Here is a 25,056-nt window from a genome sequence, read left to right as displayed (position 1 = left end):
TTATCCTGAGATTGTGTACCAGTGTCCATTAACTAATTTTTGTATAGGTTTATACTCCATTACTCTCACAGCACTTTGAACTCTACTAGCGGATAGAACATGCCCATTGCCAGGAATACTATCTTTCTCATCTTTATATATCGCAGAACCTAATCTAATATCAGAAACTACTTCAGATGTTATAGCTAATGTGCCACCTTTAGTCGGAGTGTTGATCACATAAGCATTTCTACCATCTCCATTACGCCGGATAAAGCTGAATCCACCAAGGGCGTTTGACTCAATCAGCATTTTCTCGCCGTTGCGGTTGATTTGCAGTCCCCCATAAGTTGCGGCGGTTGTCTCAACATAAGAACGATCCGTTTGATGTGTCTTACTCAATCTTTTACCTTGACACTCAAAGTCATCTCCTCTTAAGCTACCGTCATGTTCAAAAGACCATACTAGGGAGTGTCCGTTATCCTCAATTAAATGGATAATACCCCGTCCAAATCCAGCGCCTCCGCTTTGAGATGTTGTGTAACCAAATGAGAGCGCAGCACCATAAGCACCAGCGCTATTAACTAAACCTTTAATAAATGGATGATAAGTATCACGATTAACAGATCCGGTCGATGTAACAGTATATGGCGCAATAACTGAGTATTGGTTTGCATAAGCACCATGTCCAGCTTGAGGCACTTCAAGATGTCCGTCTGCAATGAATTTATTACCATCGTAACCGAATCGTTTTTTTGCATTACCAAAGGCGATATAGCCTTGATTTTTATCTGTATTACCTTTGATACCAACGCTATTTGCAACATTAACATCGCCAATATAGGCATCATCGCCAATTTTAATGCTTTCACCTGTTTTATTTTCTGTCACTTCAATGCTTGGCAATTTGAGTTTACCAGTCATTGTATCGCCCGATTTATCAACTGCCCAACTTCTGTATGCAACAATATCGCCTTTTCCTGATATTGCTGGAAATGCTAGATAAACACGAACTCCAGTATTAGGAATGAATAGCATATTAAATCGGCGATTCGCATCTTCATGCGAATTAGGATGAACCTCTAATTGCCAATACCCTTGAGATGTTCCAAACTGGAAAGCACTCCATCCTGATGGATTTGCAGCTTTCAATGTACCATTTATTGTAGTATTGCCATCCTTAGGAACTTTGTTATCTGCATTATTGTTGGCCTCAACGGCTTTATCATACGCTTTTTTAACTGCCAGGCTTGTCGCAACGTTATCTTCACTTGTTGAATTAATGCTAGATGAAAGTTTAGATATAAGAAGATATTTCGTTAGTGATGTTTGCACTATTGCAATCATCTGTGCTAGTTTTTTACCAGCTTTTGCGGTTAAACCTAGGCTTTCACTTTCTAAACCAGTGTCGTTAGTGAGCAACACAATGCCTTTGGTTCGAGTGTCGGCGCTTGGAACATGAAGTATTTTAGCGTACTCCACTTCTCCATCTGCTAGACTTCTAGCTTTTTCAGCCGATTTCGCAGCCTCTTCAGCTTTACTTGTGGCTATATCGGCATTGTTTTTGGATGTAATTGCGGCTGATGATGCAGTTGTTTCAGATTGCGCCGCTTTAGTTGCATAGTGATAAGCTGAATATTTATCGCCTTGTACCACTTCATTGATTGGATTAGCAGCCCATTTATGAGCCATATTTTCAGAATTGGCAGCCGCTTGTTGGCTGCTTTGTGCGGATGCCGCCGCTTGCGTTGCAGTGTTAGCTTTTTGAGTTGCAGTCAAAGTATTTGTAGCAACAGATTGAGTATTTTGAGCAACTTGTTGAGATTTGGTGGTAACATCATCTCTCGCATTATTCACGCTCTTTTCTGTTTCAGTGAGCATTTTGAGCGGTACTGGGTGCATCGGATCGGTTGGCTCGGGAATTAATGGACTTTCTTTAAACCCTTTCCCATCATCTCGCATCTCAGGAATGCGCTCAAAACTCGTTTGAACTGCATCAAATTCATCAGATACAGCTTGCCCGTCCGCTTTTGTGTATGGAGTAAATTGATGTTTGCGTTTATACCAGCTTTTTTTAGACACGATAATTTCTCCGGGTGATATAGTTTAAGACAAGTCCACTTATTTCAAATTGTGGAGAGTAGATTGATGATCCGGCAAACGATAAAGCAATATTGCGGCTATACCCTGATAATTGAAGTGTTGGCGTTGAATAATCCTCGGCAGACCAAAGAAAATCATTCCAAAGAGAATCGTTCCAACGACCGCCGCCGCCAGCAATTTCTAAATCTTTACTTAGTGCGGCTGAATGATAGTTTGAATTGTAATCAAGATCGAACCGAAAACTTATTTTTGATTTACCATCTGTTGTGGCTTGCAATTCAGCGCTATGCCAGCTTTTGATTAATGTTGGCGACCCACAATGGTTAAATGCCATTTTTACAGTCCAATCTATGCTTTTCCCTGAAAATGAATAGCATTTGTCAGACTGGCGATAAACTTTGCCATCGCTAAAAGTAATGTAAACTTGATTAGGCGATTGCCAAAGTCCTTGTAACGGCTCAGGGTAGATAAAAGATGTACTTCTCGTTGTGCCATCAGGTTGCACCATTACGCATAAGTGCCGCCCCTCAGATGAATAGAATCGAACTTGGTTTGATTTAGCTTTGGTGGAGGAATAAACAATGTTATACGACTGTTTATCAAAGGCAAGTTTGCGGTTTGCATCCATTTCGCTTAATCTGAAGTCACCGAATTGCTCAGTTTGATCTATTCTAGTGATACCGTTTTTTGTAATGGCGATAGGCATGAATGATGTTTGCAGCGTATTCGGAATTATGCCAACTGGCGAAATGTCTTTTAACACCCAATCTTCACGCCCTGAGCCATAAAGCCCTGATGTTTTATTTTGACAACCAATAATTAAAACACCGCCGGTGGTGGATGATAATGCAGTTATTTCATCCCCTAAACCAAATTGCTCTGAGCCTAACAATACCGCCCAACGGTTAGGATGCCCGACTAATGAATGTCCTAATTGACCGCCAGCGAATGATGCAAACAAATGATTTCTATGCGCACAAATATATTGTGGACTATCATTATTCACTAGAATTGGAATGATAATCCCATTCGGACGAACCTCAATAATCTGCTCGCCATTACACCCATAGGCATAATGCGTATTAGAGCTGCCATAGAAGTTGTGATAGATAAATTGCCAGTCTTTCTCTTTAGTTAGAGAAACCTTGTCACATTTCTCTATTGTTGCAACAGTTGTGCTATTTATCTGTAATGGTTGGTTAGCTAAAACAGATTGTGACAAAACAACATAGCCCGATTTACTATCAGGCGCTAAAGATACCGAATAAATCACACCTCTAACATTGCCCGATGTAAAGTCTGAGTTATCCAATAGATTTTCAGGTTTAACTAGGTTTTTTAACTTAGCAATATACGTTGCTTGAGCGGTCGTCCAACTATTATCAGAACTGATAAATACACCGCATCTATCACCATCATCACGAAAAGCAATAAGATTATCATTCAACTCTACAACGCCACGAATATTTCCTGTTCCTGGAACTGGAAATACAGCATCAACACCTAACTGAAATGCTTTACCTCGATAAGCTAAGTCATCAGCAAAATCACCATCAATAGAACTGTTCACATAATTTGCAGTAAAGCTAACACCACTAACAGAAAAACTTGTTCCGTTGGTCATTGTTGCTGGCTTTGAAAATGCAACAACAAAGGCATCATCTAATACATCAATAATGCGGTATTGCTTACCGTTATGAGTAAATGCTTTATTGTGAAATTGCTCTTTGTTGGCAATATTCCCAACGTGCAACACGGCATAAGTCATTTGAGATGGAACTGTTTTTCCATCCAAACATTCATATCCCTCAATTCTAGAAAATCCACCGCCATAAATAGGCTGCACATTTAACGCGCTAACCGCATCACTACTAGCCTTTGCGATTGGAGGAGTAGATAGATCCATCCCACCGCTAATAGCGATAAACTGTGATTGATTTCTCGGTAACTGTGCCATTTATTTGCCTAATGATGGAGTTGGTAAGAATTGAGTACAAAGTAAGTGCAGATATTTATCCCATTCATTTTGGCCACGCAAAATTAACTCTTGAGCATTTTGCGATAAGGCTTTGCCTTGCATTGCGTAATACACAATAGCCACATGGAATTTTTCAGGAATGAAAGGAGTATCAGCAGATTCTTCAAGAACTTGAGGATTTTTAGAAGAGAATCCCTCACCCCAAAAATCCTCACTCCAATCACGCAAAGATTGAATATCTAGCCACGATTCACGAACTGCATCAACATACTCTAGACTACGGCCTTTCTGATCGGATACGCCGAATGGGCCATCACCTGTATCATTCATTTCACGGCGTAACCGTTGAGCAAGTTGAAGATAATTCATTATTCATCACCTAATACTGTAATTGAGAATCGAGTTGCAAAGTATTCAGTCAATGAACCGTCTTGGTTTTGTTTAAAGCGAGTTTCACCTGATTTAGCCAATAGCTGATATGCCGGCTCAGGGATTGATACTTCTTCACCACGTTTAATTAACGCATCCCAATCGCCAATGCTGACATAAACATCGCCGGTTTCGGTTTCGCTTGGCGCAATAATAATTCGCACACGCTTGTGCTCTAACAATGGAATATCGCCTTGCGTTTCTTGTGTTTCTCCTGATGCTTGCGGTTGTAATTGCACTTCCGAATCAGGGCGTAAAATGCCATTCGCTGATTCAAAATCAAGAATCGCTTGAACTAGCTCTTCTTTTTTGCCGTCTTTTTCAACGCCGCAATAATCACGCAAATGAGCAACTAATTCTTCTTTTGTTGCTTTTTTTAAATCAATAAATGGATAAGCCATTGTGTCCTCACTAAAAAAATAAAGCCCTCTCAAGGAGGGCTTTTTGTTTACGAATTAAAACTAAAGTGATGATGCGGCCACTTCTAAACGAACTAACCAAGCATCGTTTAGGATTTTACCCGCCCACCAAGTTTTCCAACCAACTGAGCCGGTTTGACCTAATTCATCGCCTTTTTCAGCTTTACCAGGATTGCGCACTAAAATTTGTGCAGCATCTTTACCTTTTAATGGGCAAGTTGCATAAGCATCTTGACCGAATACGGCGATTTTATACACGTCCGCTTTAGAGCCAGCAGTAGATAATACTTTGTTTGCTGTTGGAGTACCGCCTTTGTTGATTTCAGGTGCGAATAAAGGCGATGTAATAAAGCGCACGTTTTCGATTGTGCCGAACTCTTGCGGAACAATAGGCTGACGAGAGCCGTATTCTGCAACTGGAGTGAATCCAGGTAAGCTGCGAATATCAGCCTCTAAGTCAGTATGGCATACCGCAATGTATGCAGCCTCAATCGGTTTAGTACCGTATTTGATTGAGCCATCAAGGATAGATGTTTTTTTCTTCGCACGATTGCGTTGTAATTTACGCACTGCCGCACGAATATGCTCTAATTTAACCGCAGTATTTACATCGTTGGAAGAAGTGCCGTTAGCGAAAATAACGTTTGTACCACCACTGATTGCGCCCCAAGCTAAAAGCTCGGTTGTTTCAGCCGCTTGCTCACCTGAAAGCATTGTAGTATCGCTTAACACTTGATCTTCATGAGTATCTTGAATCACATCAGTGATTTCAACCCATGAGCCGTATTGTTTTAATGAGACTTCCACATCTTCATACGCCATTTTTTGAGAATCTGGACGAACGCCCTCAGTCAATGGAGTTGTTGCCGGTGCAAATGGTTTTGGACGGCGGAATTTAATGGTTTGAGATTTGTTTTGTGGAACTGGTTTAGTTTGACCAAGTTTATTCAAAACAAGGATCGGTTCTGCGTGAGCTAACATTTTAGCTTCAGCATAAACTTTTGTGCGTGGAGAGATGTCGCTATCGGTATATTTAGTTGTAGCCATGATAAATTTTCCTCAAATGAACTAACTTACTTATCGCTGTTTAGCAAATTCAGCAGCGAATTGGTTGAACAACGATTCTTCATCAACTTCATTGCCCCCTTTTGGACTTGTGCGACCAGTAGGAAGTGACAATGCTGAAAGTTGTTGAGAACGTTTATTCCGTTGCTCTGAGATTGATGCGGCAGTCTTTTTGTATTCATTGAGTAAGTAGATAGCATCTTGTGGATCGTCTGATTTAAACAATGCCTTGATGCCTTTTGGTTGATTATCTACCCATCTATGGAACATTGGATCGCCTAAAATGTCGTTTGCATCAGGAACGACTTGAGTCACTAAAGAGATTGAGCTATCAAGTTGTTGCTGCGCAAAATCTTGCATATTTGCATCGACCATCTGAGCAATCGGCGCTGAAATATCATTAAGGCGTTGATTTTGTCCGGCGAGAATGCGGGATAATACTTCAGCAACTTCAGGATAGTCCGCACGCAAATTATCTAACTCACCATCAAAGGTAGTTTGACTTTGCTCGAGCTGCTCTAACGCTGCCTTAGCCTGTTGATATTTCTTAGAGAGAGCGCCAACACGACCACGTTGAGATTTAGCCATGTGTTCGTATCTCTCTTTTTCTGCTTTCATTAAACGAAAATGATCTTTCACTTCATCTGTGGCATCAGATAACCATTCAGGCAATACTTCCTCTTTTTCATCCGGCTGTTGCGGGATATTTTCTTGAGTGGTATTTTCCATGCGTTGATCGGGCGCTGGCTGTTCGGTTTCATCTGCGACTGACGGTTTAACTTCAGCAGTTAGTCCACCTGATTCAAGTTGATTAGCGGCCTCATCGAAAGCGGCATCAGCATTAAATTCTGTGGTGTCTTGATTTTCCATTTATTACCTCATTAAGCGGCATATAGCGGCTTGTGATAATTCGTTGATAACAAAAAAGCCCACTCATTGAGCGGGCTTGTATTTAACCGTTTAGATCTGATACTAAACTTCTTAATTCTTTAATCTGACCTCTTAGAATATTGTATTGTTGAGGTGTTAATCCCTCAGCGCATAAATCCTGACAATACTCATCGATCCGTTTATTCAGGTAGGAGATTAGAGAATTTCTATCTGTTGAACTTGATAAAATCAATTTCTGCATAAAATCTCCAATAAAAAACCGAATTGCATTTCTACAATTCGGCTATTTTGTTGAATTTTACTGCAAATATTTTTAAATGTCAATGGATTAGTGTGTGTTTAATCCCTCCATTTGTCGATATTTACGCAATAATCGTGCTTGTACGCCGCTCATTTCTTTGTTGTATCGTTTAATACCACTTTCATAAGCGACCGCACTGATTTTACCTGAACGCAATGCACGAGTAAGATTAGCTTTTTCACTTCTTGCTTTTTTGATGATGCTCTCTTCTTCCTCATGGAATTTGATAAGTTTCATCTTATCAACATCTAACCAATCGCCTAATTCATTACGCTCTTTGCGAGATTTGTATTCGTTATAAACGCTTTTCGCCTCATCACTTGCCTCATAGTAACGGCTTTGAATCGCAAATTCGTTTGTTGTACCAATGAATTGATTTAGGAATGGCGTGCGAGTTTTACGACCTAAATCTTCACGGTTCGGATTTTCAACGAATATAGTATTTAGCTCTTTAAGACTACCAAGCATTGAACTGTACCCATCAAACAAGTTTTTAATTTGCTCAGGGTGCATATCGATTCCTAATGTATCATTAAGCTCAATAGCGGTATCTTTCCAAAATTGAGCGGTTGTCGCCTTAGATTGTTCGGCTTTTAATTTATCATCACGCACATAATTGGTTGTGATTTTATTACCAAAAGCGGAACGATTTAAAACGTTTTGCATCACTGGCTGCAAGATTGATGGTGTTGCGGTTAAAGTGATTTTCTCCATAGGATATTTCGCTGCTGAAATTTCAGATGGAGATACTGGCGAAAATGTTTTCAATGAATGGACGAGCATATTTGCTCCCGCCTCAGTCAATGAAATATCACCAACTGCACCTTTTACAATGTTTGTGGAGAAATTCCACGCCATTTGCGCCATACCAAAACCAACCGGGATTTTGAAGTATTTACCCCCACCAAGTGGAATCGGGATATAACGAGTGATGTCGCCAAGTTGATCCATTTTATTGCCGCCCTCGTCCTCATCGTCCATTGAGCGCAATACAGTGTAAAGTGAAGTCATTGCTACCATGTATGCAGCAAAGCGGATTTGACCTTTACGAGTGGATAGATAACGCATTAAGTTGGCCGCACCCATTACTGTTGGTTGCGAGAACATATACAAGGCTTTAATACCACGCATTTTTGAGCCAGTTTTGCGGAAGTTGGTTAATTCGAGCGTTGTCGCTGCCGCTTGTTTTGAATCAATGCCATTTTCCACTAACGCTTTATAGGATGCTAACGCTGATACTGTATCAAACATCTTATTATAACCCTCAAACACTTTGCCAACTTTCTCAAGTTTGCCGGCTAGTGGATTATTTTCTTTGCGCAATTTCTTAACTAAATCAACTTCTGATTTATCGAGATAAGTACCATAGTTTGATACTCCCCCCTCTTTTAGAAGTTGTTTTAACATTCGCTCTGCTGGCACGCTATCACGCAATTCTTGACCGAATCCAAGGCGTTTAGTTGCTTGCCATACTTCTTTGTCAGCAAAGGCATTTTTAATGGTATCACGACCGATTTTATCCATTGTTTTGCTATCAACTAGACGATTATTTTTATCGTAAAGTTTTTGCACTCGGATAAATTCTGATTTTTCCCAAGTATCACGCATCATATTCATTGGCGCAAACGTAACAGTCCATTGAGTAACGCCTCGAGCATACCATCCTGTCGGTTTAGAAATTACTTTCAAGAAAGCATTGGCGTGTTCAACGTTGTCATTGCGCAATGATTCCATCACTTGAGTTGGCAATTCATACTCATAATAATCACTGCCCTCTTTACGGATAAGCACGTTGTCGCTTGAGCGTGTTAAGCCTTGCATTTTGCGTTTGCTAATACCTAAATTTGCGGTTGCTTGTTCTCTTGCCTCAGCATCGGAATAGCCTTTATCTTTCAATAAAGCCACTTCTGTTTCAAACAAGTCATCAATTCTAGATTTAAACTCAGCAAAGCCGGCATAGGTGGTGGATTTACCGATTGACTTCCAAACAGCATCAATCGCATCTTCAGCCTCAGAACTTGTACGACCTTTTAATGTTTTATCTCGAGCAATGTTAAGTGCATTTGAGCCAGCGCCTGAGATAATATCAACATCTACATCAGCATTCGGATCACCAGTTAAAGGCACATAATGGCGATTAGCCTTGTATTCTTGATACTCAGCCTCAGTGTATCGACCACTCGCACGATCAACATCTAATCTTGATTGATTGAGATCGTAAACGAGATCGGCTACATATTCCAAATTAGAGCGGCTGATATGTTTTTCTGTATTACTCATAATCAATTCAGCCTCAGGAATTGACCAACCGCCAGCAACCCCAACTTTAAAGCGATTGCCTTTGTTTTTGTAATCTGTGTTGTAAATATCAGCCTTGCGGTTATCGTATTGCTCTTTCGCTTTTAGATAAGCCTCGTTTAAGCGGCGCACTTCTGCACTTGTACCGTTTTGTTTAGCGTTATCCAATAAGCGTTTTGTATCACGCATAACTTTTTCATCACGATTGAGTAAATCAATGTTTTTCTCAATGGAATAACGAGCCGAGATCCAGTTGCCAACCATTCTTTTCATTGTCAATTCGTCAATCGGATGATTTTTATTTTGGCTTTGTTTAGAAAGTGCGGCAATTTTTGAAAGAATTGGTTTCAAATATGCTTGTTCCAATTCTGAATTAATTGCATCACGTTTTCCCTTGGCCACATACATTGCATCTTTTAAGCGGCGTTTTTCATGGTCACGGCTGCTAGTGTTGCCTGTTTGATCTTCAAGGTGCATTGAATCGATCCAATCATTCACTGGGCGCAAGCTATCAGCCAACCATTCATCAACTTTACCCATCGCACGATTAAAGCGCTCTTTGAATCCTGAGAAGTCTTTGGATTTTAAGTTATCCCATGCGCTAGGCTCACTATCTGCCACGCCTGTCATTGCTAAATCAAGAGCGGATTGCATTGTGTTCGCACGAGAGAATCGCACATCGTTTTTGCGAGGATTAAAGCGTTTTGATAATGGAATAATTTTGCCGTCATCATCATAAGTGATTAATTCATCGAGCTTGATTTTCTTTTTATCATTTACAACTTCTGACAATCCGTTGTCATATCCTTGTTCTTGCAATGAATCAGCGTTAGTGAAAACTTCACTTGCTTTCACTTCCTTACTAGCAATTTGATAATTACCATCCAAGTTAGCCTCGCCATGCTCAACGGCATAATCACGGACAATCGTAACCCAATCGCCATTTGTAATAGTACCGCCAGTACCTTTTGGATATGCTCTGTAAATTGTCACTTTTGCATCAGGATTACCCTTAACTCGTTTGAGAATTTCCCAGGCTTTTCTATCCATTGAATCATAACCCGAACCATAATATTGATAACCTTTATTGGAATATAAGTCATCAGGATATAACCCACTTAAATTATCAATACTTTGAGATATTTCATCTCTGCTATTCGGAGCGCTATGTTCCATGCGATAATCAGGTTTATCAAACCCTTTCTCCTTAGCTTGCTGGCTTACCATATCTCTTAATTCAGGCTCAACAGTTAAATCGCCATTACGGTAACGCTCAGCCAACTCAATGTATCTTTGATCTAAATCATTACTACCTTTTCTGCTAAAACGAATATCATCGTTCTCTTTGGAGAATGCGCCTGTGTTATCGGTTGCGGATTTGATTTGATTGGAGTCAAATGCTACAAATGAACTCCCTCCAAATTCATTATCTTTGTGTATAATCAACCCGTCATAACCCTCATCTTCAAGCTCAAATCGATACGTGTCGGCAGCATCTGTTATCTCTTGCGTGTCATCAAAATCAGATATATCCGTCTTAGCATCTCCATTTTCATCCGTTGGAACATAACCTTCAATTTCATCAGCCAGCCCGTACCAAAGAGAGTTGTATTCTTTTGGTTCTTTAATATTTAGAAACGCTTGCAATGTTTTTGTATAAATGCCAGTTTCTTTTGCAATATCTTGAGTGCTAAACCAATGCCCAAGCGCAGATGTCATGGCCATATTTGTTTTATCAGCGTTTGCGTAGGTATTTGCGCCCAACTCATTTCTATCAAACACGGTGAAATCATCAAATCGACCATGATAAACAACTAACGGCTCACCAGTTTTAGGATTTACAACCTTACTTGCGTTTTCAGGATCGTTTTCCCAATCACCGAACCATGCTTTAAACTCAGGCGAGCGCACTTGTTGCCATTGTTTGAATGTAAGCTCGGTTTCGCCTTTTGATTTTGCTTGGTTGTAACGCTCTTCAGTTAATTCTTCATTTCGACTAAAGCGCACATCGCCAATATCGCTTGTTTCATTTAGCGAGCTAGATTTAATTTGAGCAATAAGATTCAACACATCTTCATCAGAAAACTGCGCTGCACGCTCACCAAAGAATTTTGATAAGAAGTCTTTGATGCGCTGTGCGGTCATAGCTAACCATGATTTAGTAGATTGTCTTTGACCTTTCTTAATCTCTACACCGTAACGGCTTTCAAGCTCATCCCATTTACCTGTTTCGTGTGCGGCCATCATTTCTGCAATAGCCTCTTCAATCGCAACGGATCGATTTGTTGCAGCTAAATCATCTGTGCCTTTGCGTTGATTCTGAATTGCATCGGCTATTTGGCTCACTACTTTATTCTTGCCAACTTCTTGCATTAAGTTGTCATAAGTACCTTTATATCCAACATTGATTCCACGATGCGCCATTTCGTGCCACGCAACGAATTGCAAACGTTCTTCTTTGCTCATTGTTTTGGTTGCATTAATACTGTCTGCAATCAATGTAACCTTGCCAGTTTTAGGATTAAACCAGCCCTCTACATCAGAAGTGATTAAATGTCGCACGTCTTTTGGCGGATTAGCAAAGGTTGCAACTTCAATATGCTCTGCCGCCTTGCCAAAGGTTTTGCGTAAGATTTCTTGTGCGCGTTGAATTTCTGGATTAATTTGAGTTTCTTGATTATTTTTTGCGCTTTGATATTGACTTAGATCGGTTTCAGTTTTAATATTAAGAGCAGAAAGGTTATCAGCGCTAGTGAGCGACGATGGCAATTGAAGCCCAACTGTCCTAGCAAATTGATAGCCTTTTGTTTTATTCCAATAAATAGCCCTTGAGAGATCATTTCCGATCTGTGTATCTAAATCTCTTCCATAGACACTTGCAATATTGATTACCTCTAATTGCCCACCTGATTTTTTTAATTGTAAAGCTGCGATTATTGGTTTTTCTTTTCCATTAACCACTTCATTTAGCTCAGTTAAGACAACTAATCCATTAGGATTTGTTGAGCTAGGATTCGAGCGCATTACCGCAATCGGATTATTAATTTGTGCTGGGATTTGTTTTAAGTCATCAACGGAAACACTGTGTTTAAATAGTGCTTTATCAATAACATTTTCACGCATTGCAATTTTTACTTCTTTTAATCCCAACATTTTAAAAACGGGAGGCGTTGTTCCCATGTTTAAAAATCTATCGCTCCGCCCTCTTTTTCCGCTGGCAATCTTATCCACCGATTTCGCAAAGTCAGAATTAGCGGATTCATTAAGGCTTAATCGTATGGTGTCATCAGCATTTTTCGCTTGCTGCAACGAGCCTAATTTATCAAACTCTACATCGCCGAACATACTGGCTTGTGATAGATTACCCTGCATTTGTGCTTGATCAAGGTAAGCGCCTAACACTTGCGCAATACGTTTACCACTTCTGCGGTTTTCATCAAAGATTGTCAGAATTTCACGAGCCTCAGGCGATAAATCTCCCACAAAATCTTCTTGAGCGAGATAATCGCTGATTTTGAATCCTTGTGCATTGAGTTGGTTGTATTTCTCAACGGCTTGGATCACATCTTCTGAAATATTTACATCGCTTGATAACTTGCCACTGTTGATGCCTTGCTGAGTTTGAGCAACTTTAGGTGCAATAGAGGTTAAGGCGTTCAATACGTTTTTTGCGCCCTGATCTGTATTTTCAATTAAGCGGGATAATGTTTGACTGTCACCATACGCCTCATACAACATTGCATTGCGCATACGTTGCACGCCAGTTTGACTGAGATTGCCTCGACTATCTAATAATTCATTACGCACGTTCTCAGGTTGATTTTTAATGAACTGTGCAATGAAATATTGGTTATCTACTGAGTTAATATCACCGTCATCGTTTGCAACAAAATTATCCATACTTGGCAAGCGGCGAGCATCTACTTTCGCTTGCTCTAAATCTGACATTCGCATACCGCCTTGCTCGTTGGAATTGATGGCCACTTGAGCAATATCAACTGGAGAAGTTAAACGGCGAACCAATACAGGATTTTCCATTTCGCTTAATTGAGCCGGATCAATGCCAAATTGTGCTGAATTATCTTGTAAAAATTGGCGATAACCATCAGCGCCGCCCTCTTGATAGGCTTGGCGAATTGCCATTGTACGACCATTGCCGGCAATAATTGTTTTACCATCTAAGGCTAATAATGGTGCACCAACATCCATTGTTGGACTTGAGGCAAGTTTGCGAGGATCTAAATTTCGTGCAATGTTATTAATTTGAGCTTGGCTTGATGCTCGGTCACGGTCACGGAATTGGTTTTCATCTTTTTGCTGTGTAGGTGTAAGTGTGCTTGCATCTACGACTTCATATTGGAAAGGTTGATAATTACCATTGCCAACATCAATCTCATCGTTAGCGCCGCTTACAACGCCATTTCTGAACTCAGGTGCAATGTTAGCTGATGATTGTAAATTGCTTACTGGTGCAACGGCTTGCGGATCATCGTTGGCGTATTCTTTCGCTTTCTCTGCATAATCCTCTAACCAACGGCGCATAGCTTTACCGTCTTTCGGATCAATGCCGTATGATTGAGCAATGTTGCGCACTTCATCAAACGCACGACCGATTACATAATCTTTTCGAGCTTGTTCATCTGCGAAAATGGTTGGCGTATCAATAAACTCATTCGCACGAGATAAATCGTTTCGTCTGAACTGACCTAAGATTGAGTGCAATTCAAGCGCACGTTCTAAATTCGGATCAACTTTGAAAGTGGAGGTTGTTTCTTGTTGTGGTTGTTCTTCATCAAAGAAGTCTGATTCAAATTTTGCTTTTGCTTGTTGTTCTGCAAGTGCCTCTTCTGCAACTTGTCGTGCTTTAGCGGTTGCGATACCGGCATTATTGAGCGCTTGTACTCGACTGGCTGATACTAAATCGCCTAATTCTGTTGCACCATGATTGAGCATATCAACATAGTTTCTTAATTGGCTATCAACTACATCATTACCAGTATTGATATGATTTAAGAGTGTGCGTTTTTGATTGTTGAAAGCGATTTTATCTGTGTGCGTGTCAAGCCCACCCATAGCCGAACCAAAGACTGCACCAAGCACTGCACCATTGATAGCATTATCAGCCATGCCCTCAGTTAAATCTTTATTCGGATTTAAATAGTCCTGATCTGCTTTGTTTAATGCGTATTGCTCGCCAATACCTTGAATAGCCTCAGTGCCACCCTCAACTGCCGCACCTTTTAATAAACCGCCTTTGATTGTTTTAGCCGGCGAACCTAAACCCCAAAATCCACCACCAAGACCGCTAACTGCATTTGTCACTAAATCTGTTGCAATAGCTGTTGGATTAAGCGCTGCATCACGACCAACTTTATCGGCAAAGGATTTTTTCGCCATTGTGTAAAGCTCGTCTGTGCTTTTACCTTTGCCCTCATCGCTATCTGCAATGGAATAATATTCATCTGAGAATTGTGGAATCTGAGCTAATTGCTCGTTGGTCATGCCCATAACTTCATCACGTTTTTGACCATAACGGCCACCGCCTGACATTGCTGACATTGTTGCTGTAATACCGACCATGTTCCAGTATTTTTGCGGAATACCACGTTTAGCAGCTTGTTCCACGGCTGTTTTCCCAACTTCTTCAGCCACTTCTTTTTTGAGCAACAATTTACCTGCTTGTTTTGCACCAATCGTTGCAACTTTACCCGCACCAAGCGTTAAAGCAGTATCAAGGTTTTGACCGATTAATGAACCTAAATTACCAGCCCACCAACGCAAATTGCGCACGCCTTGCCCCTCGCCATCAAACGCATTTTGATTTAAAGCGGCTTTCATTTCATCTGACATTGAGGCAACGTTTTCATCAGCACCTTTTGCCGCCCAATCACCAATATCATGCAACCAATCTGCACCAGTTAAAGCGCCAACACCATGCGCAATATCACTAACGCCTTTCCATGCACCCATTTGCACTGCATCAACCGTATCAGCCACAATGCCTTGCTGTTTTTTAGGCTCTTGCGCTGTTAATTCAGTATCGAGGTAAGTGGTTGATGCGCCATTTCCTTTTTTGCTACCTGTATCGCCACTGATAATGCCGATCATTTCTTTGTAGTCTTTATTGGAAAGGTAGAAACTCATATATATTTGCCCTTAAAATTTAGTGATAAAAAAAGACCGCACTTTTTACGTTGCGGCCTGTTATTTGTCTAATCCATAATTACCGGCTGGATTAGTGAGCGGCGTATTCTTCAATGCTACTTCTGTTTTAAATTTCTCTAAATCTATTGCTTGTTTACCTGTTTGAAGTTGTAAATCGGTTGTGAGTTTTGCTGTGCTTAGTTTTTCATCTAAATCTAGGCGAGCTTGTTGCGATTGTTGTGTCATTTGCACCTCGAGCATTTTGATTTCAAGCTCTTTCTCTTTGATCTGAACTTTCATTTGCTCAATCTGAATTTGACTTTGAATCTTCATTTGCTCTAACTGCATTTCGTGCTGTTGTTTTTGCTGTGCAATCTGCATTTGCATTTGCACTTTCAGAATTTCAGGATCTTGCGGTTGTGATGCTTGAGATTCTTGCATTTCCTGTAATTTTTGCTCGAACTCATCACGAGGGATAAGCATGGTTTGCGTTCCCATGCTCATTGATTGCATCAATGTTTTAGCGCCATCGTACCAGTCAAAGGCATACATTAATTGCGGATGCTGACCGAATTTTTGGAAAATATCGATAATCTGTGCTGTTTGAGTTTCTTTAACCAATAGCGCTGATGTACCACGAGCAACAATCTGCATATCGCCTTTGATATTCGGATCATCGCTCATTGCCATGTTGTATTCATAGAATCGGCGAATTAATGGTTTAGTGACTGCATCATCCCACTCTTTCACTTGTCTGCGGCGTACTGCATTTGCGGCGTTCATTAGCATAGACATACCGCCTAGCGTTGGCGTAACTTGACCTTGTTCGCCTTGTGCAATCATTGGCAATCCACTTTCTTCATCCATAAATGATTTTGAAAGTTGAATGATATTGGCAAATTCTTGCTGACGACTGCTAATATCAAAGATTCCAAAAGCTCTTTGCGCCTCAATAGTTGCATTCATTGTTGCACGGTCATTAGTCTTCCATAATTTATATGGTGCAAGCTCCCAGTTCCCATCAACTGGAGTTAGTACGCTACTATTCACAACGGCTTGTGGCCCGATACCTAAAACACCGTTATCAATCATGCCTCGCCAAGCAGTATTTAAAATTTCTTGTGCATCACGGCAAAGGTAAGGAATACCAAAGCCAAATACGCAACATACATCAGGCTCGCACGTGTAAATTGAGTAAGGGTATTCGGCTGAATCTAACGGATTGAGGTTTACGCTTAAAATCTTGCCGTTGCCCGCCATCACGATCACGCCATCAATTTCAAGATTAGCTGCCTTTGATTCCTCATCGTTCGGAATGTTGAGCTTATTGCCATCGCCTAATTGAGAGTTGGCGCTCTCTAATACGCTTAATGGAATGCCACCATGATAAGTCCATAGCTCATAGCGATTGTCTTTGCTCTGTGTTTCTAAGCCTGATAACGTTCTCAACGTATCAACATAACCATCCATATCTGAGCTAGCTGTTTTCGTATCTGAGCCGTCTAATTCGCAAAGCTCAAGCACGTTATTTTTCAAGTAGTATGGATTTTTAGCTAAAGACTGTAATTGTTTTTTAGTAACATAACTACGTTCAAAAACGAACTGGCAATCCTTGATTGTGGATGCGGTCATATCCGGCACAAAATCCCAAGGCAACACTAAACGAGCGGACGGAATTGTCTTAGTCACAATATCGCCATTCCATTGCCCCATCGCATCTTCTGACCACACTTTCGATTCCACAACATCAACGATAGGCGCGCGCAAAATACCTGTTCCCAATACGCCGGCATAATGTAAGCATAAGCGAGCCTCAGCAGCGTAATCACACTCGAGCAACTGATCGTCTATTAACTTTTCCATTGCCTCTGCACGCTCTTTCGCCTGCTGCATAATTGCACGAGCATTATTTATTTGAGCGGTCACTTGTGGATTGCCGTTATCTTGTTGTTTGGCTATATTTGCAATATCTGGCATAGGCGTTGGCGAAATACCATAATTTTTGTCATCACTCGGGAATAACATATCTGTCATTTGAGCCGTCCAAGCATCAGTTTTCGCACGAGTGTAGCCAACAAACACTTTAGATTTACCTGTTGTCGTTGAAGTTGAGTATTGGTTGCGATATTGATACATATCTTTCACCCAACGCTCTACAACTGGTTGGCGTTGTTTAATTTGCTCTAATAATTTTGTTTTTAGCTCTGATCCGAAATTCGTGATCGCCTCTAATAATGCGGATTGTTCTTCTGCCATTGTTTAGTACCCTGTCAATGAACTGATTGCTTGATGTGGTTTAATGTTGATGATCTGTTGTTTGAATAAATCAGGCATAGCGCCTAAACATAAATATTGGTTTGCATCGTGTGGATGCGAATAGCGGTTTTTATCCGGCGTTTCAGTATATTTATCTTCCCCACTAATATTTAATAGGCGGTATGAATAACCTGTTTCATAACCTTTGATAAGTGTTTTACAGTGCGGACTAATAAGCATTGCCGGCTGTCCTTTGCCTACTAAGCGAGATAACCACCAACGAACTGCCTCAAGGCGAGCTGTTGTATTGTTTGAATCTGCTGGGCGAGCATTAAAGCCGTTTTCCAATAGAATTTGAAAGCACGTTTTTTCGTTAGTTTGCGCACGTTGCACGCCAGCCGGGTCGCCTATCACTTCAATTTCACAACCGTTGTATTTTGATTTAAGTAGAATTGAAAGCTGATCACGGATAAATCGTTCAATACCCATACCAGTTGCAACGACTTCATCAGTGATGCGCAACTGTCCGATTGGCGCAACCTGACCGATAATTGCGGCTGGCGTTAGACCAAAGTCAAGACCGATAAATGTTGGCCATCCTTTAACTGGCAATAATTTATCTTTTGATACGTGCAATTCTTTGTTGAAGTGATCCATATAAACTGGTTTACCTGTTTGTACTGTTGCGAACTCATTACAGATGCGAGATTTAATCCAGTTGAGCGTTTGACCTTGCAAGCTATCGAACCAGTACCCATAACCTTTCTTATGGTTTTCAACGTTCTCAGCAAGTGGATTAGCCACGAATTTATGCCCTTTATATTCAACGTATAAGCCAGCCTCAATATTGGCTTTAACTTCATTGGATAAAGAGCTATATGGAATGCCTGTAATATCAATTAATGCGCCAGGCTGAGTGAAGAACTCCCATCCTTTAGGCGTTAGACTTTCGCCTGTTTCCTCATCAACGGCGGTTTCAAATTCATGCCACCAGTGATCGTCATCAGGCGAGTTTGTGTCCATAATCATGCCGTTCCAAGTTGCGCCATCAAATCCCTCTAATACGCTCTTTTTCGGGTAACGCCCTGTACGAGTAACCGCCTCAGTAACAAGCAATACTGGCAAGAATTGAGCCTCGTTTATCCAAATCCCTGTAAGCTCAAGTGACATTAATTTCTTAACATCTTTTGGCTTATCCATGGATAGGAACATAAATTCAGCCTCAACCGTTGTTTTGCCATCAGGATGATTGATTTTCATCAATCCTGAGATTGGACTGTCATATTTAATCGGGCAAATACTGTCAGGAATCCAGTCTTGGAATGTTTTGATCACTGTACCCTTTAACTCAGGGTAAGTATTACGCACGCAAGCCCAACGAGTACGGCGAACACCATCAGAATTAGGCTCTTGGTTTAAGCAAATACGGAACATTTCCATTACACACCCAACTGATTTACCACTACCAATCGGGCCACGAATTGCCTTTACTAATGCGTTTGATTTATGTACTCGGCGAAAGGTTGGCGAGGCGATATAATTAATCTTCATTATCGCCGCCTGTAAAATCCATTGTGTATTCCACTTTGTGTTTACTTGCTGCTCTTGCGCCTAACTCTTGTGCGAGCTTGTCAGCTTTAAGCAAGGTTTCTTTCGTCTGAGCCTTTCTCAACTCGATTGTTTCAAGCACTAAACCAATATCGTTATTTGTGCGGTTTAAACTCTCAATTCGTGCAACCGCTCTATCTAATGCGTTCTGAGCGGCATTAATTAGCTTATAGGTAACTTCTTTATCTTCAGCCGTTTTACAGTGACTTAAATCAGCAGTGAACTTTTCAAGGTTCTCGATTGATGCAATGGCACGTTGGCGCATTAAATCAATCTCGTCTTTAAGGCTAAAATCAACTACAACATCAAAGGCTGATTTGTCTTTAAAGTAACGAGCGTAACCGCCATGCTTTATTCTTCTTTGAGATTGTAATTCAGAAGAGAATCTAGACGGTTTCGCAGTTGGTTTCGCAGTTTCAGATTTGCTTTCGCAGTTAGATTCGCATTTTTCAGTTAAATCATCTTTAATATCAATAACTTCCGATATATTTTCGCTTTTCGCAGTTTCAGCCTCTTTTGGACTTATTTCTACTTTCGCTCTTATATCGGATTGTTTGCTCTCTTCTAACTGTGCGAATGCTGTTTCAGGCTTTTTGATATAGCGTTTAGCTGTGGCGAAGTTTAGCCCTTTCTTTCTGCACCATTCCATTACAGATACGCCAGTCTTTGCATAAGACTTGATGTATTCTATTTGAAGTGCGTTCCAATTCTTTCTTGCCATAAACGATATATAAAAAAGCCCGCAATTAAGCGGGCATATTGGTTTAATTAAAGCGGGTCGCCTACATAGATAGACCAACCTTTAAAATAATGCGGATTATCTCTATTTTGATAATCTAGCATGGTAAAGCAAATTGCATCAGCTAAGTCTAACACCCAACTCGGAATAAAGTTGGCGGTATCGATAAGAGGATCTTCTTCATCTAAGCCGCCAACATAACAAGGGATTCCCCATACTTTGCAATGATGGGTAAATCCCTCTTCAAGAAGTTTCTTCTTTGATTTTGGAAAAAACATTGATTAGCCCTATTTACTTAATTTCTCAGTTTGCCATTCACGGATCTTGTCGATGCGGTTTAAGCACATATCACGTTCACGCTTTAACACAACGGCGTATTGCGCAATATCACCATAGGTTTCACCCAAGAATTGAGTTTTGTCTAAGTGTGCAACATAAGCAACCGGCAATCGAGGGCAAGTGACCACCTGAGGTTTACTTGCGCAAGAAGTCAATAACGCTAAGAGGAGCATTGGCGTTAAACGCATCACTTTGCTTGTCAGCTTTTGGAATAGATTTAATAATCGCATTGGCTTGTTCCCTTGTTTTGTTATCCTCTTTCGAGATTTCAAACGTTAAGCGTTCATTTTCTGCAATATCAGCCTCAAGTTTTGTTATTGATTCGGACTGCAATTCGATTGTTTTAGCTTGAGCAGCGTTTTCTGCTTTCAGCGTATTAATAACATTGACTTGATGACTTAAAATGAAACAGAACGCAATCAGTAAAGCGCCTAGTGCGCCAAAGATGTATTTACCCATATTAGCTCACCATTAAATCACGATAGAGCTTACAACGCTCTTCTAATCCGTTTGTTCCACCGTTTATCCGAAGTGTGGCTTTTTCAACAGAAGTGCAATTAGCTAAATCTTTATCTAGCCAGAACCAAACGCCTGATTTAACGATTAAATCTAAATCAGTTGATACTTCTTCAGGCATAATGGATTTCCCTAACCATTTTTGGAATCTGAGGTAGTTATCTTTACCTGTAAGATGCGGTAGCCCACGGCCTCTATACTTCCATCCGTCACCAGTTGCCTGATTGCCGTTGCCCATGCGGTTTGCATAGGCGATATTAGCAATAGATACCTGATCGGCTTTTTGGATAACTGCACCAGCTTTATTTTTTACATATCCATATTTTTGCGCTTGCGCTAAAGTGAAGTATTTGCGGAATGTCTCTCTTAATCCGGCAACAGAATAATTCATGCTTTCGCAAAAACGTGTAAAGCCTCGTGTTTCATGCCCGCACTGAGCAATAAACATAGCTTGTTGTGCCTTTGTAATACACCCCGCTTTTTCAATGTTGTCTGATATCGCTTTATAGATTCCAGCGATTGCGTTAGGGAAAATTTTATTGAACGTCGTCTGTGAAATGTGCATCATCTTTTTCAATTCTCCGATTAATGAACTTGAATAAATATTCACGGATTTTTTCCGTGCCGATAAATCCAATCATCGTTCCGAAAAACGCTGAAAAATCGGCGTGACCGAATACATGGGTACAAACTGGAACAGCTACACCAGCAATAGATGCGCAAATAGCTGCATCAATCAACATATAGCGGAAGGATGGTTTTTTTCGCATAAAGCCAATTCTTAAAAGCGACATTGCAATAGCGGCGCCGGCGCTTTGAATTGATCCATTTCCAATGTTGACCTGTAACCACGCCCAAATTAAAGCCCATACATCTGGATCTTTCATAGGCATTTGATTTCCCTCATCGTTTGATAGGTAATAAAAAAGCCCGCATAGATATGCGAGCTTATTTTGATAAGGAGATAGCTTTTGCAATTAACATTTCGGATTAAAGCCAGTTTTATCTTTTAGGCTATCCCACGATTGATAATAAAAAACCGAGATGTATAAAATACACCTCGGTCATTTTTGTGAATTTTACTGCAAAGCTTATTAAAAGTCAATGAATCTTATATATTACAACCGCTTAACCATCAGTATTTATTATCCAAGTCGTCATAGATATTCCATGTATTACCTCTATTATCCCTACCTCGATATATATCACCGCCTATGCGGTGAGTTGTTGCTCTATAACCACCTGAGCCGTTTGTGATATAGGTGTCTCCAATTCTATGTGTTGTGCTTGAAAATCCGTTAGATCCACGACAAATAACAGTTTCACCTATATCATTGCAAGTTGTGTGATTTGCGAATACTGTATTAGTTACAAGTGAAAACAACAGTAGCAGAAACAACCTCATTTAATCACCCCGCACAAGCTACTTGTTTAGCCTTATCGAAAATATACATTGATGATTCAGCGGTCTCTCTTGAATAATACATCTCTTCATCTGTAACCGTATTATTAGAAAAGTAATATCTTAACTTAATTTTCTCACCACCAGTAACTCTTATTGGATTGAGTAATTCAAAAATAACTTCTGCATTTCCTTTTTCTGGGATGATGCTTTTTGCATACATATTCTTTATGGAATCATTATGCGGATTTCCGCAGTCAAACTTAACTGTATAGAATGTTTTAGGGTATTTTGGATATAATACGCCACCATCGCTTTTTACAATTTCCACTCTTTCGTTCAATAAAACGGTTGGATATTCGCCTTTCTCTACAATTTTGATGTAATTCACAGTAAATCTTTTGCCGGAAAAGATTTTTTTGCTTTCTAACTGCTCTCTATCTGTGATCTGTTCATAGTAACCGGCTGTCGCTGGATTTACCTCTGCCATAGCTCGCTTTATAGCTTTGTAGTGCTTTTCGGTTCTCAGTATTTCTTCACTTGTAAATGGCACTTCTTTCTTCAGTAAAAGGCTATATTGACTTCCTTTCCCGTCAATATCTGTTTTTGAACTAAAAAAATTATCAACCTCTAAATAATTCAATTTTGTTGTACTAGCCCCATTACCACTAGAGCAGCTAATAACAACAAAAGCAGATAAAACAGTTAATATTTTTCGCATATAGCCTCCATAAAAAGTAACAGTATTTAATTATATTCATTCACTAAAAATAGTCTGTGATCTGCATCACATATATAAATTATTGTTGCATCTCTTTCTTCAAATACTGCTTAATTACATTTTCTGCGCAACTCATTTCCTCGTAGCAATGGCGTTCAAAATCCACCACAAGCGCATTGAGGTAACGCTTAAAGTAGGCCTCAGTGCAATCAATGGATTTCATTAAATGGTAGGTTGTTGCTTTCAGTTTACCTGTTCCATCACATTCAGGGCATTTATGTTTTTGCACTCTACCTACTTCACCTGTGCCACGGCAGCGAGGGCAAGTGTTGGATTTACGCAAATCGTTTAATTCTCTAATTCTCAACTGACGAGCCTCAACGCTATTTGCCGGCAATCCATTTTCTTCCGCAACCTTGTTCGCTCTATCCAAAGCTGATAAATGCGCATATTGTGAGCGTAAATAGCGTTTTCTTAACGCTTTAATATGTCTTAACTGACTAGACAACGGCAAATCACATACCATATCAACAACATATTTTAAGGCCTCTGAGGCGTGTTCAGGATGGCCAAACTCTTCACACCACGCATCAACATAACTATCAACAAATTCTCTTGAGGATTTTTCTTGGCGGTATTTGCTCATTAGTAAATGATAGCCAAGCATATATTTACTTTCAGCTTGAGCAAAAGCACAAATAATTTGCTCTTTATAAAGCAATGCAACGCCGCCACGACCGGCAGTTTCAACACTAACACATTTTGGATCATGCAACTTAATTAACAATTCGATTGATTTACTCATTTTCAAGCCCTCTAATTTTAACCACTACCATTCCGCCTTTTTTAATTCCGCAATTTTTGCTGCGAAAATCTCTTATCACTTTGTTATTGTCGTCCTGTATTAATCCTGAGGCGACCAAACTATCGAAAAGCCCTTTGTTTATATTATCGGGATCACGGTTGCGGTTATCGGGATAGTACACATCAAGGCAAATCGCCACTGAGCCTGTAAATGGATCAAATTGTTTTAAAATTCTCAAAGCCTCCGTTTTGAATTTTCTACCAGCCTCGCTGATATAATGCCGTCCGTTTCGTGTATGCCGCCAATAATGATTCACTGACGGCGGATAAGGTAATGCAACTTCTAACCAATCAGACATATTTTCCCCTCCTTGAGTAAAATGTTGATTGTTCTTAACACTCCCTCAGCGTGCATAAGTCTTAATTGCTCTCGGGAGTAACTTGTTCTTACTCTTCCATCGATTGTGTTATGGCAAGCAGCACAACAATAAGCTCCAAAAATATCATGCGGCTTACTTCCCATGCCTCTAAGCCAAGAGCTTGTATAGTGCGCCAATACCACTGTTTCATTTTCGCCTGTGCAAATGCCAGGGATTCTGACCTGACATTCACGCCCTTTCGCCTCCTTGCGTAAATTAGCCATTTTATTTTCCTCTTGAATACACCGCTCTTTTGTTAAATCGCTCTACCGGATAAGATACTTTCGGCATGGTTGTTTCAAAATTTTCTTTAGCCATTCTTGCTAATACTGATGCCACTGCCGCCGCTATAATATCTTTGCCGTGATCAACGTGTCCTATTTTTCCAACATTCACTATTGGTTTAGTGCGCTCAAATTTTTCCTTGTCATTCATAGCCAACACCGTTTCTTATCCAAGATGTTTAGCCAACCAATAACCAAATCCAATCACTATCGAAAGCCAAAAGCCAACCATGCTAACGCAAGCCGTCCAATGGAAAATAACTCTAGTGATATAATTTTGAAAAATGATCGCAACGATAAAGGTTAAAGACGGTGCAGCCATAAAGCCTAATAGTAAAATGATGTAATTTAGCGATTCCAT

General features: G+C 40.3%; 21 protein-coding genes. All 21 read right to left on the bottom strand.

Features of this window, described 5'->3' with window-relative positions:
- A complete protein-coding gene (locus ACXVWP_RS01105; protein ID WP_458473186.1) occupies window positions 1-2,061 on the bottom strand; it encodes a tail fiber protein in 2,061 nt (686 codons plus the stop codon).
- Window positions 2,054-4,039 (bottom strand): hypothetical protein, encoded by a 1,986-nt coding sequence (locus ACXVWP_RS01100; protein WP_458473185.1) that lies wholly within the window; start codon window positions 4,037-4,039, stop codon window positions 2,054-2,056. Before ACXVWP_RS01100 ends, ACXVWP_RS01105 begins: the two co-directional genes overlap by 8 nt.
- Window positions 4,040-4,429 carry a hypothetical protein gene (locus tag ACXVWP_RS01095; protein WP_369866617.1) on the bottom strand — a complete coding sequence of 130 codons (390 nt, stop codon included), beginning with the start codon at window positions 4,427-4,429 and terminating at the stop codon, window positions 4,040-4,042.
- Window positions 4,429-4,890: a hypothetical protein gene (locus ACXVWP_RS01090; protein ID WP_369866616.1), complete on the bottom strand. Its 462-nt coding sequence runs from the start codon at window positions 4,888-4,890 to the stop codon at window positions 4,429-4,431. Before ACXVWP_RS01090 ends, ACXVWP_RS01095 begins: the two co-directional genes overlap by 1 nt.
- 60 nt (window positions 4,891-4,950) lie before the next feature.
- Window positions 4,951-5,955, bottom strand: a complete 1,005-nt coding sequence (locus tag ACXVWP_RS01085; protein ID WP_369866615.1) for a N4-gp56 family major capsid protein — start codon at window positions 5,953-5,955, stop codon at window positions 4,951-4,953.
- Window positions 5,956-5,985: 30 nt separating this feature from the next.
- A complete protein-coding gene (locus ACXVWP_RS01080) occupies window positions 5,986-6,843 on the bottom strand; it encodes a hypothetical protein (RefSeq protein ID WP_369866613.1) in 858 nt (285 codons plus the stop codon).
- A 349-nt stretch (window positions 6,844-7,192) separates the two neighbouring features.
- Window positions 7,193-15,607, bottom strand: coding sequence for a MuF-C-terminal domain-containing protein (locus ACXVWP_RS01075; protein WP_369866611.1), 8,415 nt, complete (start codon window positions 15,605-15,607; stop codon window positions 7,193-7,195).
- A gap of 60 nt (window positions 15,608-15,667) precedes the next feature.
- Window positions 15,668-17,863, bottom strand: coding sequence for a hypothetical protein (locus ACXVWP_RS01070; RefSeq protein ID WP_369866609.1), 2,196 nt, complete (start codon window positions 17,861-17,863; stop codon window positions 15,668-15,670).
- A gap of 3 nt (window positions 17,864-17,866) precedes the next feature.
- Window positions 17,867-19,414 carry a TerL gene (locus ACXVWP_RS01065; protein WP_369866607.1) on the bottom strand — a complete coding sequence of 516 codons (1,548 nt, stop codon included), beginning with the start codon at window positions 19,412-19,414 and terminating at the stop codon, window positions 17,867-17,869.
- On the bottom strand, window positions 19,404-20,192 hold the full coding sequence (locus tag ACXVWP_RS01060) for a terminase (RefSeq protein WP_369866605.1): 789 nt from the start codon (window positions 20,190-20,192) through the stop codon (window positions 19,404-19,406). Before ACXVWP_RS01060 ends, ACXVWP_RS01065 begins: the two co-directional genes overlap by 11 nt.
- Before the next feature lie 47 nt (window positions 20,193-20,239).
- Window positions 20,240-20,488: a hypothetical protein gene (locus ACXVWP_RS01055; protein ID WP_458473182.1), complete on the bottom strand. Its 249-nt coding sequence runs from the start codon at window positions 20,486-20,488 to the stop codon at window positions 20,240-20,242.
- A 9-nt stretch (window positions 20,489-20,497) separates the two neighbouring features.
- Window positions 20,498-20,677, bottom strand: a complete 180-nt coding sequence (lysC, locus tag ACXVWP_RS01050; protein ID WP_297567775.1) for an Rz1-like lysis system protein LysC — start codon at window positions 20,675-20,677, stop codon at window positions 20,498-20,500.
- 7 nt (window positions 20,678-20,684) lie between these two features.
- Window positions 20,685-21,008, bottom strand: coding sequence for a DUF2570 family protein (locus ACXVWP_RS01045; protein ID WP_458473181.1), 324 nt, complete (start codon window positions 21,006-21,008; stop codon window positions 20,685-20,687).
- A gap of 1 nt (window position 21,009) precedes the next feature.
- Window positions 21,010-21,633: a glycoside hydrolase family 19 protein gene (locus tag ACXVWP_RS01040; RefSeq protein ID WP_458473180.1), complete on the bottom strand. Its 624-nt coding sequence runs from the start codon at window positions 21,631-21,633 to the stop codon at window positions 21,010-21,012.
- Window positions 21,602-21,958 (bottom strand): phage holin, lambda family, encoded by a 357-nt coding sequence (locus ACXVWP_RS01035; RefSeq protein WP_458473179.1) that lies wholly within the window; start codon window positions 21,956-21,958, stop codon window positions 21,602-21,604. Before ACXVWP_RS01035 ends, ACXVWP_RS01040 begins: the two co-directional genes overlap by 32 nt.
- 516 nt (window positions 21,959-22,474) lie before the next feature.
- Entirely contained in the window at window positions 22,475-23,188 is a 714-nt protein-coding gene (locus ACXVWP_RS01030; RefSeq protein ID WP_458473178.1) for a hypothetical protein, read from the bottom strand.
- A 79-nt stretch (window positions 23,189-23,267) separates the two neighbouring features.
- Entirely contained in the window at window positions 23,268-23,993 is a 726-nt protein-coding gene (locus tag ACXVWP_RS01025; RefSeq protein WP_458473176.1) for a TIGR02642 family protein, read from the bottom strand.
- Entirely contained in the window at window positions 23,986-24,351 is a 366-nt protein-coding gene (locus tag ACXVWP_RS01020) for a RusA family crossover junction endodeoxyribonuclease (RefSeq protein ID WP_458473175.1), read from the bottom strand. Before ACXVWP_RS01020 ends, ACXVWP_RS01025 begins: the two co-directional genes overlap by 8 nt.
- Window positions 24,336-24,635, bottom strand: coding sequence for a DUF1364 domain-containing protein (locus tag ACXVWP_RS01015; RefSeq protein WP_458473174.1), 300 nt, complete (start codon window positions 24,633-24,635; stop codon window positions 24,336-24,338). Before ACXVWP_RS01015 ends, ACXVWP_RS01020 begins: the two co-directional genes overlap by 16 nt.
- Window position 24,636: 1 nt before the next feature.
- Entirely contained in the window at window positions 24,637-24,846 is a 210-nt protein-coding gene (locus ACXVWP_RS01010) for an elongation factor Tu (RefSeq protein ID WP_458473225.1), read from the bottom strand.
- 15 nt (window positions 24,847-24,861) lie between these two features.
- Entirely contained in the window at window positions 24,862-25,056 is a 195-nt protein-coding gene (locus tag ACXVWP_RS01005) for a hypothetical protein (RefSeq protein WP_458473172.1), read from the bottom strand.

Source organism: Haemophilus sp. SZY H56 (assembly GCF_054332415.1).
The sequence above is the reverse complement of the archived record's forward strand: the minus strand, read 5'-3'. Positions and strand labels throughout refer to the sequence as shown.

Bases quoted from the DNA above. Each gene is read 5' to 3' on its own strand.
- ACXVWP_RS01100 (WP_458473185.1), bottom strand. From the start codon at position 4,039: ATGGCACAGTTACCGAGAAATCAATCACAGTTTATCGCTATTAGCGGT.
- ACXVWP_RS01095 (WP_369866617.1), bottom strand. From the start codon at position 4,429: ATGAATTATCTTCAACTTGCTCAACGGTTACGCCGTGAAATGAATGAT.
- ACXVWP_RS01090 (WP_369866616.1), bottom strand. From the start codon at position 4,890: ATGGCTTATCCATTTATTGATTTAAAAAAAGCAACAAAAGAAGAATTA.
- ACXVWP_RS01085 (WP_369866615.1), bottom strand. From the start codon at position 5,955: ATGGCTACAACTAAATATACCGATAGCGACATCTCTCCACGCACAAAA.
- ACXVWP_RS01080 (WP_369866613.1), bottom strand. From the start codon at position 6,843: ATGGAAAATCAAGACACCACAGAATTTAATGCTGATGCCGCTTTCGAT.
- ACXVWP_RS01075 (WP_369866611.1), bottom strand. From the start codon at position 15,607: ATGAGTTTCTACCTTTCCAATAAAGACTACAAAGAAATGATCGGCATT.
- ACXVWP_RS01070 (WP_369866609.1), bottom strand. From the start codon at position 17,863: ATGGCAGAAGAACAATCCGCATTATTAGAGGCGATCACGAATTTCGGA.
- ACXVWP_RS01065 (WP_369866607.1), bottom strand. From the start codon at position 19,414: ATGAAGATTAATTATATCGCCTCGCCAACCTTTCGCCGAGTACATAAA.
- ACXVWP_RS01060 (WP_369866605.1), bottom strand. From the start codon at position 20,192: ATGGCAAGAAAGAATTGGAACGCACTTCAAATAGAATACATCAAGTCT.
- ACXVWP_RS01055 (WP_458473182.1), bottom strand. From the start codon at position 20,488: ATGTTTTTTCCAAAATCAAAGAAGAAACTTCTTGAAGAGGGATTTACC.
- ACXVWP_RS01045 (WP_458473181.1), bottom strand. From the start codon at position 21,008: ATGGGTAAATACATCTTTGGCGCACTAGGCGCTTTACTGATTGCGTTC.
- ACXVWP_RS01040 (WP_458473180.1), bottom strand. From the start codon at position 21,633: ATGATGCACATTTCACAGACGACGTTCAATAAAATTTTCCCTAACGCA.
- ACXVWP_RS01035 (WP_458473179.1), bottom strand. From the start codon at position 21,958: ATGCCTATGAAAGATCCAGATGTATGGGCTTTAATTTGGGCGTGGTTA.
- ACXVWP_RS01030 (WP_458473178.1), bottom strand. From the start codon at position 23,188: ATGCGAAAAATATTAACTGTTTTATCTGCTTTTGTTGTTATTAGCTGC.
- ACXVWP_RS01025 (WP_458473176.1), bottom strand. From the start codon at position 23,993: ATGAGTAAATCAATCGAATTGTTAATTAAGTTGCATGATCCAAAATGT.
- ACXVWP_RS01020 (WP_458473175.1), bottom strand. From the start codon at position 24,351: ATGTCTGATTGGTTAGAAGTTGCATTACCTTATCCGCCGTCAGTGAAT.
- ACXVWP_RS01015 (WP_458473174.1), bottom strand. From the start codon at position 24,635: ATGGCTAATTTACGCAAGGAGGCGAAAGGGCGTGAATGTCAGGTCAGA.
- ACXVWP_RS01010 (WP_458473225.1), bottom strand. From the start codon at position 24,846: ATGAATGACAAGGAAAAATTTGAGCGCACTAAACCAATAGTGAATGTT.
- ACXVWP_RS01005 (WP_458473172.1), bottom strand. From the start codon at position 25,056: ATGGAATCGCTAAATTACATCATTTTACTATTAGGCTTTATGGCTGCA.